This window comes from Streptomyces sp. 796.1 (assembly GCF_047525675.1).
Classification (GTDB): Bacteria; Actinomycetota; Actinomycetes; order Streptomycetales; family Streptomycetaceae; genus Streptomyces.
Genome location: NZ_JBLIWA010000006.1, coordinates 148500 through 166846, shown reverse-complemented (window position 1 = coordinate 166846; position 18347 = coordinate 148500). Strand labels below are relative to the sequence as shown.

The 18347-nt window shown below is 74.4% G+C and carries 13 protein-coding genes, 1 tRNA gene and 1 pseudogene; 10 read left to right on the top strand and 5 right to left on the bottom strand.

The features are described 5' to 3' along the window. Positions 1–826: 826 nt before the first annotated feature. Positions 827–2470 carry a M6 family metalloprotease domain-containing protein gene (locus ACMA1D_RS06550; protein ID WP_414722915.1) on the top strand — a complete coding sequence of 548 codons (1644 nt, stop codon included), beginning with the start codon at positions 827–829 and terminating at the stop codon, positions 2468–2470. A gap of 346 nt (positions 2471–2816) precedes the next feature. Here the strand turns inward: ACMA1D_RS06550 and ACMA1D_RS06545 are convergent. After that, a pseudogene (locus ACMA1D_RS06545) lies at positions 2817–3356 on the bottom strand (TetR family transcriptional regulator); the annotation flags it as partial. A gap of 154 nt (positions 3357–3510) precedes the next feature. Between ACMA1D_RS06545 and ACMA1D_RS06540 the strand changes: the two are divergent. The 3 genes from ACMA1D_RS06540 to ACMA1D_RS06530 all read left to right on the top strand — a co-directional run bounded on the left by ACMA1D_RS06540 (position 3511) and on the right by ACMA1D_RS06530 (position 4253). After that, entirely contained in the window at positions 3511–3666 is a 156-nt protein-coding gene (locus ACMA1D_RS06540) for a hypothetical protein (RefSeq protein WP_414722914.1), read from the top strand. A gap of 27 nt (positions 3667–3693) precedes the next feature. Next, positions 3694–4029, top strand: coding sequence for a DUF4190 domain-containing protein (locus ACMA1D_RS06535; RefSeq protein ID WP_414722913.1), 336 nt, complete (start codon positions 3694–3696; stop codon positions 4027–4029). A 151-nt stretch (positions 4030–4180) separates the two neighbouring features. Then, positions 4181–4253, top strand: a tRNA-Arg gene (locus tag ACMA1D_RS06530). 219 nt (positions 4254–4472) lie between these two features. On the opposite strand, the gene ACMA1D_RS06525 is transcribed toward ACMA1D_RS06530, so the two are convergent. Continuing rightward, the gene (locus ACMA1D_RS06525) at positions 4473–5105 is read right to left on the bottom strand and encodes a potassium channel family protein (RefSeq protein ID WP_414722912.1); all 633 of its coding nucleotides are present in this window, start codon (positions 5103–5105) and stop codon (positions 4473–4475) included. A gap of 391 nt (positions 5106–5496) precedes the next feature. Beyond that, complete coding sequence (locus tag ACMA1D_RS06520; RefSeq protein ID WP_414722911.1) at positions 5497–6726, bottom strand: GntR family transcriptional regulator; 1230 nt, start codon at positions 6724–6726, stop codon at positions 5497–5499. Positions 6727–6912: 186 nt separating this feature from the next. Between ACMA1D_RS06520 and ACMA1D_RS06515 the strand changes: the two genes are divergently transcribed. Next, on the top strand, positions 6913–8163 hold the full coding sequence (locus ACMA1D_RS06515; RefSeq protein WP_414722910.1) for an FAD-dependent monooxygenase: 1251 nt from the start codon (positions 6913–6915) through the stop codon (positions 8161–8163). A gap of 142 nt (positions 8164–8305) precedes the next feature. Here the strand turns inward: ACMA1D_RS06515 and ACMA1D_RS06510 are convergent, their stop codons facing one another. Next, positions 8306–9172: an NAD(P)H-binding protein gene (locus tag ACMA1D_RS06510; RefSeq protein ID WP_414722909.1), complete on the bottom strand. Its 867-nt coding sequence runs from the start codon at positions 9170–9172 to the stop codon at positions 8306–8308. A gap of 437 nt (positions 9173–9609) precedes the next feature. On the opposite strand from ACMA1D_RS06510, the gene ACMA1D_RS06505 reads away from it, so the two are divergent. The 3 genes from ACMA1D_RS06505 to recQ all read left to right on the top strand — a co-directional run bounded on the left by ACMA1D_RS06505 (position 9610) and on the right by recQ (position 14922). Beyond that, on the top strand, positions 9610–10500 hold the full coding sequence (locus ACMA1D_RS06505; protein ID WP_414722908.1) for a class I SAM-dependent methyltransferase: 891 nt from the start codon (positions 9610–9612) through the stop codon (positions 10498–10500). Positions 10501–11135: 635 nt separating this feature from the next. Then, a complete protein-coding gene (locus tag ACMA1D_RS06500) occupies positions 11136–12254 on the top strand; it encodes a trypsin-like serine peptidase (RefSeq protein ID WP_414722907.1) in 1119 nt (372 codons plus the stop codon). A 355-nt stretch (positions 12255–12609) separates the two neighbouring features. Then, entirely contained in the window at positions 12610–14922 is a 2313-nt protein-coding gene (gene recQ, locus ACMA1D_RS06495) for a DNA helicase RecQ (protein WP_414722906.1), read from the top strand. Positions 14923–15190: 268 nt separating this feature from the next. On the opposite strand, the gene ACMA1D_RS06490 is transcribed toward recQ, so the two are convergent. After that, on the bottom strand, positions 15191–15622 hold the full coding sequence (locus ACMA1D_RS06490; RefSeq protein ID WP_349993706.1) for an OsmC family peroxiredoxin: 432 nt from the start codon (positions 15620–15622) through the stop codon (positions 15191–15193). A gap of 425 nt (positions 15623–16047) precedes the next feature. On the opposite strand from ACMA1D_RS06490, the gene ACMA1D_RS06485 reads away from it, so the two are divergent. Together ACMA1D_RS06485 and ACMA1D_RS06480 are read left to right on the top strand one after the other, a co-directional pair. Next, positions 16048–16926 (top strand): MerR family transcriptional regulator, encoded by an 879-nt coding sequence (locus ACMA1D_RS06485; RefSeq protein WP_414722905.1) that lies wholly within the window; start codon positions 16048–16050, stop codon positions 16924–16926. Next, entirely contained in the window at positions 16923–18320 is a 1398-nt protein-coding gene (locus ACMA1D_RS06480; RefSeq protein ID WP_414722904.1) for a nucleotide disphospho-sugar-binding domain-containing protein, read from the top strand. Before ACMA1D_RS06485 ends, ACMA1D_RS06480 begins: the two co-directional genes overlap by 4 nt. Positions 18321–18347: the final 27 nt, after the last annotated feature.

Genomic DNA, 18347 nt, shown 5'->3' with positions numbered 1-18347 from the left:
CATTCCGCCACGGGCCCGCTGGACGGTTCCGCCTCACCCACCGACCGCCCCAGCAGCCCCACTCACCCCGCAGCAGCGCCCCGGGCCGCCCCCAGAAGACCCCGTAAGCCCCCCGCAAGCCTCACCGACCAGGCACCCCAACCCCACCCGCCACATAGCGCACCCGTAACCCCAACCCACGCCCAAGCCAACCCACGTACCACCCACCCGTGCATCACCCACCCCGCACATCACACCCCTGCACGCAGCCGCTTCCCACCCTTCCGCCCCGTTCCCCCACCTCCCGCGCTTCCCGCCACGCCCGCACTCCGCGCACCACAGCACCCAACCGGCGCACCGATTACGCGCGGACGGGCGCACTCGGCGCGCGTAGCGCCCCTGCGCTCGGGAGGGTGGGTCGCACAGCGCAGCCATCAGCACCCGCCCCGGCTGCCTCGGCCACGAAGGCGGGACCGGCATGCGACACCGCGACCCCGGCGACAACGCCGCCCGCGAACCCGACGGGCCCCCCTACGACGCAGACGAACACACAACACCCCCGGCGCCGCCCCGTACCAGCCGTGCAACGCCCTCGGCCCGCCCCCTGCGCGCCCCCGAGAGCCATCCCCCTATACCCCCTAAATCCGCCACCTCCCGAATATCCCCACCCCCTTCCCCCCACGCCTCACCACCCCCCAAGCCCCCAGCAACCCGCCACTCACCCGCCCCGGCGCCACCCGCCTCGGCAACGGGTCGTCACGGCCGCGCCATCGCCGGCCACGAGCGAATACGCGCAGGTCGTACGCCCCGTGTCGTCCTGCTGGCCGCCGCGGCGGTCGCCGCGCTGATGCCGGCGGCCCCCACCGCTCCGGAGGTCACGACCGCGACTCCGCCAGGCCGCCCCCCGCTCCCCACCGAGTGGGAAACCACCGAGCCGGGCCCCACGGACGACCAGTCGCAGTCGCACCAGACCCACGCCGACGACGGGACGGCCACCCGGCGCGACGAGGCCGCGGGCAGGTCCGCAGACGAAGCCGACGGCACGGCGGACCGCCCCGACTCCGACCCAGCCCAGACCGGCCGAACCGGACGCCCCCCCGCACCGCCCCACGCCCATGACGCCGAAGACACAAAAGACGCCGGAACCACCCAGACCACCGGTGACACCGAGACCACCCGGGGCGCAGCCGACCTCCCCTGCGCCCTCCCCACCCACGGCGGCGCCCAACTGGCCGAGGGCATACCGACCGAGGGCAACTACAGCCGCAGCACCGGCACGGTGCGCGCGCTCACCCTCATGATCGACTTCCCGGGCACCCCGGGCGAGGGGACCGCACGGCAACGTTTCGCGGAGTTCTTCCCACAAACCTCACAGTGGTTCGCGCGCAGTTCGTACGGGCGCCTCGACTACCGCCCGGACACGCCGATCCGCCGCTGGCTGCGCATGCCGCACCCCTTCGCCTCGTACGGGATCGAGCGCGGCAGCCCGTACGAGCCCGGCTACCGGCGGCTGCTGGACGACCTGGTGGCCGCGGCCGACGAGCGGGTGGACTTCAGCCGGTACGACTTGGTCAACGTGCTGGTCACGCCGAACGCCGGGCCACCGGCCGCGCAGACCGTGCTGTCGGTGACCTTCGCGGGCAACGACAGTGCCCCGCGCGCCGACGGCGTACGCCTGGCCAATGTCTCGTTCGTCTACAGCCGTCAGGACGACGGCACGGGCACCCTGCACGAGACCGGGTACCGGGTGCTCCCGCACGAGAACAACCACTCCTTCGGCCTTCCCGACCTCTACACCGCAGCCGGCGCGCAACACGCGGGCCACTGGGATCTGATGTCCGAGGACTGGGGCGCCAACAACGATGTCATCGGCTGGCACAAGTGGAAACTGGGCTGGTTGAGTGCGCGGCAAGTCGCCTGCGCCACCAAGAGCCCCCGTGCAACCGCCCGCCCGGGAACTTCCCGACACACCCTCAGCCCCCTCGCCCGCCCCGGCGGCACCAAGGTGGTCTTCCTCCCCGTGTCACCCCGTGGCGGGTACGCCATGGAGGCCCGTACGCGGGAGGGCAACGACGCAGCCGTCTGCCAACCCGGCGTCCTCATCTACTGGGTGGACGTCCACAAGGAGTCGGGGCAAGGTCCCGTAACGGTCATGGACGCCCGGCGCGCAGCCCCCCTCCCCCGCCCCGGCGCCCCCACGCGCCCATCCGCCCCCACCACACGAACCACGACCGGCAACACGCCGGCCAACCGCCTGAGCCGTCTCGCCCCGTACCGCAGCGGCCTCCGCCCGTGGAGCGCGCCGATCAGCGAACCCCAGAGCTGTCCCCAACTGCCCAACGTCCACGCGGACCTCAGCGACGCGACGTTCACCCCCGGCCAGACGTTTCACGACAACCGACACGGCGTACGCGTGAGCATCGCCGTCACCGGTCACACCCGAAACGGCGACTACACCATCAAAATCACCCGCCGCGGCAGCTCAAACTGACCCCACCCGACGCACCCCTACGGAATTCCGCACCCCACAGGGCCCGGAGCCGGCCGGTTCACGGGGCTCGCCAGTGCTGTCGACCGAGGCTGATCAGACGCAGTTGGCTACGGGCCGTCGCGGCGATCCGAGCCTCCGCGGCCTCCGCCGCACGCACCGCTTCCGCCGTCGCCACCTCCCGCGCGGGACCGCCGGCCGCCCCGCCGCCGTCGGCGGCATCGTCCGACGCTACGGCCGTACGGTCCTGATGCGCAGGGTCTGGGTGCGCAGGGTCTGGGTGCGCAGGGACCTGATGCGTACGGCCCGGGTGCGTGAGATCCGCAGCCGGGCCATCCGGAGCGGTACGGTCCGGAGCCGCCTCCAGGAACGCGGCGGCGGTCATCACCATGTGATCCACGTACAGCTCCGCCAACATCCGCACGTCCTCGGCGCTCCACCCCTCCGCCTCCAACGGCACGGCGAACGCGGCGGCCACCTCGTCCACGAAGCGCCCCAACTGCGCGGCGATGGCCTCCCGCACGGGGCGTACGCCGCCGTGTCGTTCACGGGCGATGAACCTCACGTGCGCCGGATGCGCACGGACGTGGCGGGCCACCGCGTCGACGGTGCCCTCGATCCGTTCCTCGTCGCCGTCCTGTTCGGCGAGTACGTCCCGGATCATCCCGTGCAGACTGCCCAGCGCCTCCTCGACCAGCGCCACCCCCAGATCGGCCATGTCCCGAAAGTGCCGGTAGAACGCGGCGGGCGCCACTCCCACCACACGGGTCACCTCGCGCAGGCCGAGGCTGCTCAGGCTCTGCTCCGCGAGCAGCCGCAGCCCCGCGTCCAGGAGCGCCTGCCGGGTCTTCTGCTTCTGGGCCTGCCTGACCCCGACCGTGTGACTCATGTCATTCAGTAAACAACCGTTCTCCGACTTTGGCCACCGTAGACTGAACTGAGTGAACAGTCGTCACCCCAACTGTTCACCGAAAACCCGTGCACCCGCCGTACGCCACCACCCCACACGCCGTCCGATCGCTCCTCACCGAGAAAGGACCGCCATGCTCTTCCTCGTCGCTGTCTTCCTCCTGATGAGCCTCCTGATCGGAGCCGCGGCCCATACGTCGCTGCCGGTCTTCCTCATCGCGGCCACGGTCATTGCCAGTTGGCTCCTCGTCTTCACCCTCCGCGAGCGCCGGGCGCGCACCAGGCACTGACCCACCCCCACAGCGAAAGGAGCCGCCATGAGCGCCCTCACCGCCCCGCATCACACCACCGCGCCCCCAAAGTCCCCCACCGCCCCTCCCGCCACCGGAACCAGCGCCGTCCACCACCCGACCGGCCCCCGCGACGCCGACGGCATGGCCGTGGCCTCCTTCGTACTCGGCCTCATCGGCCTCCTGCTCTTCAACCTCGTCTTCGGCCCCTGCGCCATAGCCCTGGCCACCCTCGCCCTCCTCCGCAACACCCAACGCAAGGGCCGCGCCCTCCTCGGCCTCACCCTGGGCGTGGCCGACCTGGCCGTCCTCATCACCCTCGTCACCACGAACAACACGGTGACGTGGCACTTCGGCGGCTAACCCCACCCCAGCCCCCACCCAACCCCGGCCCACCCCACCCGAACACACCCCCATCCGCTACCCTGTCCTGGGCCGCCCTCAACGACGGCCCAGTCCCCCAGGAACCCAAGCGGTCCCACCACGACCGCCACCCACCCGAGGGACACGCCCCGCCTCCGTAGCTCAGGGGATAGAGCACCGCTCTCCTAAAGCGGGTGTCGCAGGTTCGAATCCTGCCGGGGGCACAGAGAAAGACCTGGTCAGAGGCCCTTTCGTCCGGCGGACGGGAGGGCCTTCTTGCTGCGGTGCAGATCCGGTGCAGGGCGAGCCTGCGGTATTGGCCTGGCAGGCGATCGGTCACCGCCGCTGCGCAACCTGTGGGCGCAGCGGTGCCGTTGCCAACAAACAGCAACCAGCAAACGCGCAACCGCGGGGCGGTAGGGGCAGCGGGTGCCTGCCAGTGCTCAGGCCCCGGCCTCCGGTCGCTTCGTAGGGTCGGTGCCGGGGGGCGGTGGGGGTGGTGGCTCGTCGTGTTGTCGGGCCAGCCCTGCCTGCACGGCGCCCGCCAGTACCCGGACGGCGACGCCGACGAGCAGCAGGCCACCCGCCATCTGCACCATCGTGAGCGCCCGCGCGGCCTCGGAGCGTGCCGAGATGTCGCCGTAGCCGACCGTGGTGAATGTGGTCAGGGTGAAGTACAGCGCGTCCGTCCTGGTCAGCGGCTCGCTGAAGGAGTCGGGCGCGGAGCGGGCCAGCAGGTAGTAGGAGGCGGCGAAGAGGACCAGGAAGAGCAGCAGCGTGGCGGTCAGCCCCTCGATGGCGCGCAGCCGCGGATGGGGGGAACGTGCGATGGTCCGTACCTCCCAGCAGAACACGAGCACCACCGCGAGCAGGCCGCACACCAGCAGCACGCCCGTGCCCGCCGTGCGCCGGTCGTCCATGGGGAGCAGGTAGTAGCCGGTGACGAGACCGACGGCGACGCACCAGGCACGCACGACGGCGACCCGGACGACGCGGCGGGGTGGGCGGGAACGGTCGCCGGGCAGGGCCGGGTCGGAGGGGGCCCGGCCGCTGCCGCCTGAGGTCGTACCGCTCATCTCGCCCCTTCGTCCCGTCCCGTCCGGTCCCCGCGGCCCGATCGTTCCCGCATCCCGGTCCGCTGCCCAGGCGGCGAGCCGGGTGCACTCCTGACGGGTGAACCGACCTGATGGGTGAAACGGCCCCTACCCGGCGACCCGGCGCACGCCCAGTGGCGCGGCCCGGCGCACGCCCGGCGGCCCGGCCCGTAGCGCCAACCGGCCTCGGGAGCGGGCGGGGCGGGCGGTGGGAGCGCCGTACCGAGTACGTACGGGCGAGACGCCGCGCCCGGGCGGCATCACCGCCGCCCGGCTCGGCGCCAAGGGGCGCCCCCCGCGTCAGTCGACGACGCCGAGGTCCTCCCGCACTTCACCGCCGGGCCGGGGCATCGGCGGACCCTTGCGGCCCGCCCTATCCGGCCCGCCCGTCGATCAGCACCGCCACCCCGTCCAGCACGGAGCCGAGGCCGAGTTCGAAGAGGCGGCTCAGGTCCAGGTCGTAGCCGGTGGTGCCGATGGAATCCATGACGCGGTTGAAGGTGGGGTAGTCGCCGGAGTCGGTGAGGGCGGCCAGGGCGGGTTCCTGGTGGTCGAGCCACTGGTCGTCGGAGAGGCCGGTGGCGCTCGCGGCCTGGGCCTCGCGTTCCAACTGGACGGCGATGCCCTGCACATGGCTGTAGAGCAGCACGTTCAGGTCGATCATCGTCGTGGGGGGCAGGCCCTGGCCGTCCAGGGCCGCCAGCATCCACTCCGAGTAGACCATCAGGTGCGGCAGCAGGAGGGGACGGGTGAGCGGGCCGATCTGGGCCAGCCAGGGGTGCTTCTGGTGCAGGGCCCACAGGGAGCGGGCCCCGAGCTCCAGTCGGGTCCGCCAGTGGGTGGGGGCAGGTTGGGGCAGGCGCAGTTCGCCAAAGGCCGCGTCGGCCATCAGCAACACCAACTCGTCCTTGCTGTGCACGTGCCGGTAGGGCGACATGGTGGCGGCGTTCAGCCGGGCCGCGATGCTGCGCATGGAGACCGCCGCCAAACCCTCGCCGTCCGCGACCTCGATGGCGGTGCGCACGATGCGTTCACGCGTCAGTTCGCGCGTCAGTTCGCGGGCTGGTGCGTGTGGCGGTTCGCGCCTCGGTTCGTGTGCCGGTTCGCGCTCCGGGGCGGGCGTGGGGTGCGTACGGGGCGCTGCGCCGCGCCTGCGCGCCCCGACCGGCCCCTGCACTCCGCCCGATCCGCGCGTCTCGCCCGATCCCCGCATCTCGACCGGACCTTGCGCGTTGGCCGGCCCCGGCGCCCCGGCCGGACCCCGCACCACAGGCCCCCGCACCCCGGCCGGACCCCGCGCCTCCACCGGCCCGCGGGCCCCAGCCGAGCCACGCGCCGCAGCTCTCCCGTGCCCCTCGGTCGACCCGGCCGCCGCCCCGCCCCCCTCAACCACCACGGTCCCCACCCGCGGCTCCGCCCGTACCAGACCTTCCTGGCGCAGGGCCGTGAGCGCCTTTGCGGCCGTGGCCAGGGCTACGCCCCACTCCCGGGCGACCTGGCGGGTCGAGGGGACCCGGTCGCCCGGTGCGAGTTCGCCCTCGGTGATGCGGCGCCTGATCTCGGCGGCCACCCGCTGATACGGCGGAATTTTCGCGGCACTCATACACGCCCCTCCCTCTGTACTAGCACAGAGGCTACCAGCGGAGACCCCAAACATCACCCTCAGCACCTAGTACAGAGACCCAGTGCAGCCTGGAAAATAGGGGCTTTGCAGTGTGCTGCGTACGCCGTACATTTCAGTGCGTACACCGTACGAAACCGTCGTACGAACCCCTGCGGAGGGACCGCCATGAAGGGCACTGAGGGCATGAACGCCACACGGACCGTGTTGATCTCCGGGGCCAGCGCCGCCGGGCTCGCCGCCGCGCACTGGCTGCGGCGGCGGGGCTATGCGCCGACGGTCGTCGAGCGGGCGCCCGGGTTGCGGCCCGGTGGGCACGCGATCGACGTACGGGGCGTCGCGCTCGACGTGCTGGACCGGATGGACCTGCTGGCTCCGGCGCGGGAGTTGCGCACCCGGATGCGCGGCATGACGATGTTCAACGCGGCGGGCGAGGAGCTGTGGCACTCGTACGAGGAGGCGTTCAGCAGCGGGCGGCTCGACAGCGCGGACATCGAGGTGTTGCGGGAGGACCTGAACCGGCTGCTGTACGAGCGGACGCGGGGCGAGGTGGAGTTCCTCTTCGGGGATTCACTGGTGGCCGTCGATGAGGGGCCGCACGGGGTGACCGCGCGTTTCGAGCGGGCCGCCGACCGGAGGTTCGACCTGGTGGTGGGGGCCGACGGGCTGCATTCGAAGGTGCGGCAGTTGGCCTTCGGGCCGGAGCGGGAGTTCCTGCGGCCGACCGGCGCGCACGTGGCCGTCTTCAGTACGGACAACTTCCTGCACCTGGAGGACTGGCAGCAGTGGCTCCAGGACGAGACCGGCAGCTACTGCGTCTACCCGGTGCGCGGCAACACCGAGTTGCGGGCCACGCTCGGCTTCGTCGGCGGTCCTGTCGACTGTGACCACCACGCCGTCGAGCAGCAGAAGGCGCTGGTCACCGCCCAGATGTCGCATCTGGGCGGGGACACCCCGCGGCTGCTGCGGGCGATGTGGTCCGCGCCCGACTTCTACTTCGACTCCATGGCCCAGGTGCACATGGACCGCTGGTCGACGGGTCGGATCGTGCTCATCGGCGACGCCGGCTACTGCCCGTCGCCGCTCAGCGGGCAGGGCACCAGCCTGGCGCTGGTCGGCGCGTACGTACTGGCCGACGAGCTCGGCAAGGCGGCCGGCGACCACCGCACCGCCTTCGCCGCCTACGAACGGCGCATGCGCCCGTACGTCGCGCTCAACCAGGCCCTGGCCACGGAGAACGCGGGCGGGATGGCCAGCGAGGAGTCCATCACGCGCGCGAAGAACGCCCTGGTGCTGGATGAGGGCGCGGGTGGGGGTGCGGACGGGGACCCGGGTGAGTACGCGGGTGGGCCTGCCGGCGGGCGGGCGGCCGATCCCGCGCACGCGCACGCGAGGTCGGCCGCGCCGGTAGTCGCCTGAGCCACCCGCAGCAGCGCGCCCCGGGCCACCCGCGCCGGCGCCCGCCCGGGCCGAGCCGCCGTCCGCACCGCGGCCCGCGCCGACGTCGGCCCCCGCTGCACCGCCGCCGCGCCCTACCGCACCGCCGTCGGGCCCGAGCGCGCTACGCCGCCGCAGCCGCCACCAGTTGCGGCACGAAGTCCGCGACGGAGCGCGGCTGCCTGCCCAGCACCCGCTGGACGCCGTCGCCGGTGCGGGCCACCCCGTCGCGGTGGTAGTTGCGGTAGAGGCCGGCCAGGCCGTCGATCACGTACGGGTCGACGCCGGCCGCCGCCAGGCCCGCCCGCCAGGCGTCGTCCATCGGGACGTCGACGTACTCCACCGCGGTGCCGAAGGCGGTCCCGAAGTGGTCGGCGAGTTCGGCGAGGGTCAGCGGCTGCGGGCCGGTGACCTCGATGGAGCCGCCGACGGGCGTCTCCGCGAGGAGTTCGGCGACGGCGACTTCGGCGATGTCCCGCACGTCCACGTACGCGCGCGCACCCGGGCCGGCCGGGTCCGCCAGCGTGCCGGCGGCTATCGCGGGCGCGGCGGGCAGGAAGTTCTGGAAGAACCGGTCCGGTTCCAGGATCGTCAGCTCCGGCACGTCGGCCTGGCGCAGCCGCTCCACGATCGCCGCGTGGGTCCGGGTGACGTTGTCCGGCTCCGCGCCTTCGGTGGTGAAGTCGATCGCCCCGAGCTTGACGATGCGGCGCACGCCGGCCGCGACCGCGGCCTGACCAAGGTTGGTCTCGGCGGTCAACTGGTCGGCGGCGAAGGGGTGCGCGAGGAAGAGCCGGTCCACGCCGTCGAGCGCGGTCCTGACGTCGTCCTCGCGGGTGGCGTCGCCCCGTACGACCTCGCCCGCCACCTCGCCGAGCGCTCTGACGCTCGACTCGGAACGGACGAGGAAGCGCACGTCGGCGCGGGCCCGCAGGGCATCGGTCACATACCGGCCGACCCCGCCGTTGGGTGTGGTGACCAAGATGGTCATCGGTCCTCCCCAGAACCTCTGCATGTGGGTGCCGTCCGGCCAACGCCCGCCGGACGGCCGGTATTCCACCGCGATCCCCGCCCGCTACGGTGCGCCTGCCGCGCCCGGGGCGCGCGCCGCGGTGGCCCGTAACACGCCGCGGTGGGCCCGACTTAAGGCGCCGGGAGCGCCGCGGCGGTGCGGTGGTACGAGCGGTCGCGACAGCCGTGCGACGGGGGAAGGGAACGCGCACGCACGCGTGCGTGCACCTGCGGCCACACGTCGGTACCCCCCTCCGCACGCAGCCCGACCGGCCGCCCGCATGCACCACGGTAGGGATCAACTTCCTTTTCCAAACGGCCAGTTCTCGCCGAAACCAGAACCCGGTTCGCCGTGATCTAGTCCGATGACGCCATGGAAGGGTCCGTCGGCCCGCTGACACGATGGGATCTTCGCCTATGAGCCCCGGCGCACCGGCGCGGCGGGGCGACACCTGGGAGGACGTCATGCAGGTTGGGCAGCCCAGCCTCACCGCTCGCGGCGCCGCCGCCTTGCGCGCCGCGCACCAAGAGCTGGACGGCGGGCGGGTGTTCACCGACCCGTACGCGGTGGCGATCTTGGGCGGGGACGGTGACGACCCGGTCTTCGCGGCGGCGTTCGAGCCGGCCCGCGCGGCCGTGCGGTTCGCCGTCGCCGCCCGCTCCCGCTACGCCGAGGACGCGCTCGCCGTCGCGGTGCGGCAGCGGGCGGTACGGCAGGTCGTCGTGCTCGGCGCCGGCCTCGACACCTTCGCGTACCGCAATCCGCACGCGGCCGACGGGGTGCGGGTGTTCGAGGTCGACTATCCCGCCACGCACGAGTGGAAGCGGCAGCGGCTGCTGGCCGCCGACATCGCCGTGCCCGCCTCGCTCACCTTCGCACCGGTCGACTTCGAGGGAGCCGGGCTCGCCGACGGGCTCGCGGCGGCCGGTTTTGACGCGGGGCGGCCGGCGTTCTTCATGTGTCTCGGGGTGGTGCCGTACCTGACGGACGAGGCGCTCGCGGCCACGTTCGGCTTCATCGCCTCGTTGCCGGCCGGTTCGGAGGTCGTCTTCGACTACGGCGAGCCGGCGAGTTCGCTCCCGCCCGAGCAGCGCGCCCTGCACGAGCAGCGGGCGGAGTGGGCGGCCAGGCACGGCGAGCCCTTCCGCAGCGCCTTCGCCCCGGCCGACCTCGCCGCGCGGCTGCGCGCCTGGGGCTTCGCGGAGACCGAGAACACCCCGTACGCCGCCCTGGCCGACCGGTACGGCACGGAGCTGCCCGACGGTGCGCAGGACGCGGGCGCACACGTCATGCGGGCGCGCGTGTAGCTCCGCGGGGAGCGGCGCGCCAGCCGGCTGCTGCGGGGCGCGCCGGGGGACGCCTCGGGCGCGCGCACGCGGGCGGAGCTTGAGGTGCGGCTGTGCGGCTGACCGTGGGTACGGGCAGGCGTACGGCCGCGCCGCGTGGCGGGCGCGCCGCGCGGCGGGGTCCTTCGGGTACGGGGCGACCTTCAGGCCCGGCGGCCCTTCGAGCCCGGAAGTCCTTCGGGCAAGGAGGTCCGCGGGCCGGGTAGCCGCGGCGAGCGGTGGCGTACGTACGCGTACGCGCGCGAGGCACGGCGGGGCACGGCTGGGGCGGGGCGGAGCGCGGCAGGGCTCGGACGGCCCGGGGCGCAGAGCACAGGGCACGGAGCACGGAGCACAGCAAGGCTCGGGCGGCACGGGACGAGTTGGCGCCGGACGGGCGTGGGAAGGGTTGGACCATGCGAACCGTTCGAACCGCGCGACCGGTGCGGCCGTTACGACCGGCGCGACCATCCGCGCGGCCGGCGCCCTCGGCGGAACCGGCCCCCTCGGTGGAACCGGCATCGTCGACGGAACCGGCCCCATCGGCGCGTCCCGCGCGCCGCACGCCCGCGGGGCGCCTGCTGCGGGCGGCGCGCGCCCTGCGCAGCACCCGCTCCGTGCGCTCCGTGCGGGCCTTCGCCACGGCGGTGACGGCCTCCGTGCTGCTGCTCACCGCCTGCGCCGGTGGCGGCGAGCGGGGCGAGTGGGGCGGTGGCGGGCCGGCCGGGCCGCAGGCACCGACCGGGGAGCGCCGCGACCGTGCCGCGCCGCCGCCCGGCGGGTCGCCGGGGGCCGGCCGGAGCGGGGCGGAGCCGCGGGCCAAGGCGTCGGAGACGTTCTCCAACCCGGTGGTCAAGGACCTGTGGCAGCCCTCGCGGATGGCGGGCGCCACGGCCGCCGGCACGGACGTCGGCGCCGCGCCCGGCGGCTCCGACCCGGCGCCGGAACCGGTCACCGCGAGGCAGGTGCCGCGCCCGTACCACCGCGCGATGGCGCCGGTCGGCAAGGTGTTCTTCGACCGCCCCGAGGGGCCGACGGTCTGCTCCGGGACCGTGGTGCGCGACCCGGCCCGGCCCGGCAGGTCCAACCTGGTGTGGACGGCGGGCCACTGCGTGCACTCCGGGGCGCGCGGCAACTGGATGCGCAACATCGTCTTCGTACCGGCCTACAACGACCGAGGCCGCGCGGCAGGACGGGTCGGCGCGGCCCCGCCGCAGGACGTGAGCCCGTACGGCGTGTGGTGGGCCGACTGGTCGCAGACCTCGGCCGGCTGGCTGCGGCACGGCGGGGCGCACGGGGACGCGGCGGGCTCCGCGTACGACTTCGCGGTGTTGCACGTACGGCCCGAGGGCGGCGGGGGCGCCTCGCTTGAGGAGACGGTGGGCGCGGCGGTCCCTGTGTGGTTCGGGGCGCCGCCGGCCGACCGGATCAGCGGCGTCAGCGTGTACGGCTATCCGGCGGCCGACCCCTACGACGGGGCGCGGATGTTCCGCTGCACGGGGCCGCCGGGCCGGTACGCACCGGCCCGGCGCGCGCCCGGCCTGTACCGGGTCGGCTGCACCATGACCGGCGGCGCGTCCGGCGGCGGCTGGTTCGTGGACCGCGACGGCGCCACCGTCCTCGTCTCCAACAGCGCGATCGCCTCCACCCGCCACACCTGGCTGGCGGGCCCCCGGCTGGGCCGCGCCGCGTGGGAGGTCTTCGACGCGGTCAGCCGACGACCGAGCGGGCGGTGAAGGGCTCGCGCGTCTGCGCCTGAACGGGGCGGCCGGAGGCCGGGCGGCCGAGAGGTGAAGGCTGGGGTCCGGGCCACCTCCCCGGGCAGCCCGCGGAGCCACCCGGCCACCGCGCCCCAGAACCGAGGGCGCCACCGGGCCCCCTCTCCCCGGAACCGACGGGTCCACGGGCCGCCTCCCCGACAAGCCCACGGAGCCCACGGCGCCCCACCCCCGTGACCCGGAGGTGGTCGGCCGGCGGCGCTGGGGGCGGCCAGAACCGCCTCACCAGGGCGTTCGTAGGCACTGTCCACAGCCGGTCGGGGGGCCTGTGGATAACCTCCGGGGGTGCCGCTTCCCCTCGTAGAATGCACGAATGACTCCCCCTCCCCTCGATGACGACCTCGGCGACGCCTTCGCGGCGCCCGGAGCGTCCGACGTGCCCGCCGCCGATGCGACCGGCGGGGCCGGCGACCCAGCAGGGACCGACGCCCCGGGGGCCGGCCCCGCGGCGGGCGGCGCCGGCGGGCGGGCCGGTTCGCGGGCCGCCGAGGTGCTGCGCCGGATCTTCGGCTACGACGCGTTCCGCGGTCAGCAGGAGGAGATCATCGAGCACGTCGTCGCCGGTGGCGACGGGCTCGTGCTGATGCCGACCGGCGGCGGCAAGTCGCTGTGCTACCAGATCCCCGCGCTCGTCCGCCCGGGCGTGGGCGTGGTCATCTCCCCGCTGATCGCCCTCATGCAGGACCAGGTGGACGCGCTGCGCGCGCTCGGCGTACGGGCCGGATTCCTCAACTCCACCCAGGACTTCGAGGAACGGCAGGTCGTGGAGGCGTCGTTCATCGCCGGCGAGATCGACCTGCTCTACCTCGCGCCGGAGCGGCTGCGCACGGAGTCCACGCTGCGGCTGCTCGAACGGGGCACGATCTCGCTGTTCGCCATCGACGAGGCGCACTGCGTCGCCCAGTGGGGCCACGACTTCCGCCCGGACTACCTGGCTCTCTCCACCCTGCACGAGCGCTGGCCGACGGTGCCGCGGATCGCGCTCACGGCGACGGCGACCGAGGCCACGCACGAGGAGATCGCGGTACGGCTCAACCTCAAGGACGCCCGGCACTTCGTCGCCAGCTTCGACCGCCCGAACATCCAGTACCGGATCGCGCCGAAGAACGAGCCGCGGAAGCAACTCCTGCACCTGCTGCGCAACGAGCACCCGGGCGACGCCGGCATCGTCTACTGCCTGTCGCGTGGTTCGGTCGAGAAGACCGCCGAGTTCCTGGTGCGCAGCGGCATCGACGCGCTGCCGTACCACGCGGGGCTCGACCCGCAGGTGCGCGCGGCCAACCAGGCCAGGTTCCTGCGCGAGGACGGCGTGGTGATGGTCGCGACCATCGCGTTCGGAATGGGCATCGACAAGCCCGACGTGCGGTTCGTCGCCCACCTCGACCTGCCCAAGTCCGTCGAGGGCTACTACCAGGAGACCGGGCGCGCGGGCCGCGACGGGCTGCCGTCCACGGCCTGGCTCGCGTACGGGTACCAGGACGTCGTCCAGCAGCGGAAGATGATCGAGGGCTCCGAGGGCGACCTCGCGCACCGGCGGCGGCTCGGCGCGCACCTGGACGCGATGCTCGCCCTGTGCGAGACGGTCGAGTGCCGCCGGGTGCGCCTCCTCGCGTACTTCGGCGAGGAGTCGAAGCCCTGCGGCAACTGCGACACCTGTCTGTCCCCGCCCGACTCCTGGGACGGCACGGTCGCCGCCCAGAAGCTGCTGTCCACGGTGGTGCGGCTGGACCGCGAGCGGCGGCAGAAGTTCGGCGTCGGGCAGATCGTGGACATCCTGCTCGGCAAGAAGACCGCCAAGGTCATCCAGCACGACCACGACACCCTGTCGGTCTTCGGCATCGGTACGGAGCTGCGCGAGGCCGAATGGCGGGGCGTGGCACGGCAGTTGCTGGCCCAGGAGCTGCTGACGGTGGAGGGCGAGTACAGCACGCTGGTGCTCACCGAGCTCAGCGGTCAGGTCCTCGGCGGCCAGCGCAAGGTGCCGCTGCGGCGCGACCCGGAGCCGGCCAAGCGGGCCACCAGGTCCGAGCCGAAGGGCGGCGGGTCGCGCCGGGCCCCGGCCGTCGACCTGCCGGAGTCCGCGGTCCCGGTCTTCGAGCGACTGCGGGCCTGGCGCGGCGCGACCGCCAAGGAGCTGGGCGTGCCCGCGTACGTGATCTTCCACGACGCCACCCTGCGCGAGATCGCCACGCTCGCCCCCAGCACGCTCGCCGAACTCGGCACGGTCACCGGCGTCGGCGAGAACAAGCTCGCCAAGCACGGGCAGCCGGTCCTGGACGTGCTGGCGGAGCTGCGCGGCGAGGGCGTGCTGGCCGCCGACGGCGGACCGGGCGTCGGTGCGGAGGCGGGCGCGGCGGGCGCTGTGGGGACGGCCGCCGGGCCACGCGCGGACGAGGCCGCGGGCCCGCGTGCCGGGGCCGGCGACCGGGCGGCGTCCGGACCGCGGGGTTCCGGTACGGCGCGCGGGACGGGCCGCACGGGCGGTCAGGCCGGCGGCCGGGCAGGCGGACAGTCGGGCGGTCAGGCGCCCGGCCGGCCGGGCGGCCGGGCCACCGACCCGGGCGACTACGACTGGTCGGCCGAGGAACCGGAGCCGGAGCCGCCGTTCTGGGACGAGGACATGTAGGGGGCGAGGACGTGTAGGGGCGGGCGTACGACGCGTAGGGGGTGCGGGGGCGCGTACGGGATCGTGGGGCGCGCCCCGAGGGCCCGGGAGGTCGGGGGTGCCGTACGCGGCAGGGCCCGGACTCGCAGTGCGGGTCCGAGCCCTGTCGGGGAGCGACCACGGCACGTCGGGCGCGACCCTGCCCGGGCCGCCCGCCGCCGGCCCGGGCTTGGGCCGGGACGGAGCGGGGCGGGTGTCGGGCGGGGCCGGGCCCGGGCGGCCAGCCGGGTCAGGCCAGCAGTTCGGCCTGGAGCGTGATGTTCTTGACGCCGGCCAGGGCCTGGCTGACCGGGCAGTTCGCCTTGGCGTCCGCCGCCGCGGCCTGGAAGTCCTCCTCGGACAGGCCGGGGACGCGGGCCTTGACGGTCAGCACGATGCCCGTGATGCCCTCGCCGGGCTGGAAGGTGACGTCGGCCTGGGTGTCCACCGACTCCACGGTGAATCCCTTGCCGGCGAGGCCGTGCGAGAAGGCCATGGAGTAGCAGGAGGAGTGCGCAGCCGCGATGAGCTCCTCCGGGCTGGTCTTGCCGTTCGGCGCCTCGGAGCGGGCCGGCCAGCTCACGTCGTACGTACCGATCTTGGAGGAGTCCAGGGCGACGGTGCCCTTGCCCTCCAGCAGGTTGCCTTCCCAGTGCGTCTTGGCGGTGCGCGTCGTTGCCATGCGGGTGCTCCCGGATCTCGGCGTAAAAGCGGTGTGCGCCGCCTAGCTTAGGGGCGCGGCATGAGCGGCGGCCGTCGCTCGTCCGGCGAACGGGCAACGCGTGGCGTACGGGCGACGGCGGCCCCGCCGCGTGCGGGCAACGCCTTGGCGCGGCCCACCTCCGGCCCCGGCGCGTACGGGCTACGCGTGGCGTCAGCGGCAACGCGTGCGGCCCCGCCGCGTACGGGCGGGGCCGTACGCCCCGCGGGCCCGCGGCCCGCAGGGCACCGCTCGCCCCACAGCCCTCGCCCCTCAACGCCCACGGCCCTCCCTCTCCTCAACGCCCACGGCCCTCGCCCCGCACGCTCCCTCAACTCCAACCCGCACCTCCTTGACCCTTACGTCGCGTCACGGCGCAGGCTTGTGCCAGACAGGAGGGGCAATTCATGAGCGGTTCGACGGGCGGTTCCATGAGCGGTTCGACCGGTGGTTCCACGGGATATTCCGTGGGGCAGGTCGCCGGATTCGCCGGGGTGACGGTGCGTACGCTGCGGTACTACGACACGGCGGGGGTGCTGTCGCCGAGCGGGCGCAGCCCGGCCGGGTACCGGCGCTACAGCGACGCCGACCTGGCCCGGCTGCAACAGGTCCTCTTCTACCGCGAACTCGGCTTCCCGCTGGGCGAGATCGCCGCCCTCCTCCGGGACCCCGGGGCCAGCGTGCTCGACGCGCTCCGCGCCCGGCACCGCGAACTGTCCGCGCAGGTGGCCAAGTTGCAGCGGATGGTGGAGGTCGCCGAGCACGCCATGGAGGTGCAGCGCACCGGCGTCGAGCTCACGCCGCAGGAGCGCTTCGAGGTGTTCGGGGACGTCGCCTTCGACCTGAGTTACGCGACGGAGGCGCATCTGAAGTGGGGGGACAGGGCGGGGTACCAGCAGGCGATGGCCAGGGCCGCCGCGCACGGCAAGGAGGACTGGCGGCGGCTCATGGCGGAGGCGGCCGAGTGGCGGGGGCGGCTGCTGGCCGCGTTCGACGCCGGCGCCGCCGCCGACGACCCGCCCGTGCTGGCGCTCGCCGAGGAGCACCGACAGCACGTCGGCCGCTGGTTCACGCCCTGCCCGCCCGAGATGCACCTGCGCATCGCCGACGACTACCTGGCCGACGCCCGTGCCTTCGCCCTGGTCGTACCGGTCGCCGAGCAGCGGCCCGGGCTCGCCGCGTACCTGCACGCGGCGGTGCACGCCAACGCGCGGCAGCAGAGACAACAGGAGCAGCAGGGGCAGCAGAGGCAACAAGGGGAGCAGGGGGAGGGTGTCGACCGGTGAAGATCCTCATCACGGCCGCCGGCTCGTACGGCGACGTCGTGCCCTACCTCGCGGTCGGCGCCCGGCTCAGCGCCGCGGGACACGAGGTCGCGCTCGCCACGCACGCCCCGTACGCATCGGCAGCGGCCGAGCACGGCCTCGGCTTCCACCCGCTGGCCGCCGACCCGCGCCGTACCGGAGCGCCTGCTTCCAACCCGCCCGGTCGCGCCCTGAGTGACACCTCCGATCACGGCCCCGGCGACGCCCCGGGCCACCCGCTCGACCCCGCCGAGGGGGCCACCCCGCGCAAGGCCGAAACGACCGACAGGGCCGACGGGACCGACGGGACCAGCACAGCCAGCACGGCCGGTAAGGCCGGCAAGGCCGAGTTGCTGCGGGTCGCGGCCGACTTCGTACGCCAACTCGCGCCAGGGTTGGTCGACGCGGCGCGGCCGGGCGCCGACCTGCTGCTGTTCTCCACCAGCACCGCACCGCTCGGCTGGCACGTCGCCGAGGCGCTCGGCGCCCCCAGCATGGGCCTCTACCTCCAGCCGGTGGCCCCCACCGGGGACTTCCCGCCGGCCGTCGGCCCCACCAGGTCGCTGGGCCGCTGGGGCAACCGGGCCGCCGGGCGGCTCGCGCTGCGCGTCGTGGACCGCATCCACGCGGACGCGGTCCGCGAACTGCGGCGGGGGCTGGCCCTGCCGGCGGCGACCGCCCGCGCGGTGCGCCGGGAACGGGAGGCGGCCGGCTGGCCGGTGCTGTACGGGTTCAGCCCGGCGCTGGTGCCCCGGCCGGCGGATTGGCGGCCGGGCCAGGACGTGGTCGGCACCTGGTGGCCGCCGCTGCCGGCCGACGCCGCACTCCCCGCCCGCCTCGCCGACTTCCTCCAAGCCGGCCCGCCCCCGGTGTTCGTCGGCTTCGGCAGCATGGGCGGCGGCGCGGGCGAGCGGCTGAGCGAGGTGGCCCTGCGGGCGCTGCGGGCCGCGGGCGTACGCGGCGTGGTGCAGGCGGGTTGGGCGGGTCTTGCGGCGCACGGCGACGACGTGCTGACCATCGGCGAGGTGCCGCACGCGCTGCTCTTCCCGCGCATGGCTGCGGTGGTGCACCACGCGGGCGCGGGCACGACGGCCGCAGCGGCCCGGGCCGGCGTCCCCAGCGTGCCGGTCCCGGTCCTGGCCGACCAGCCGTTCTGGGCCGCCCGGCTGGCGGCCCACGGCGCGGCGACGCCCCCGCTGCCGTTCGCGGACCTGACCGCCGACCGGCTGGCGGCGGCGATCACCCGGGCCCTCACCGACCCCGGCCTGGCCACCGGCGCGGGCCGGCTCGCGGCGGCGATGGCGGCCGAGGACGGCACCGGCGCGGTGGTGCGGGCGGTCGCCGCGCTCGCTACGGGGCGCAGGACGGTGCAGTGACCGGGGCGGTCACGGCCGCCGCCCGGC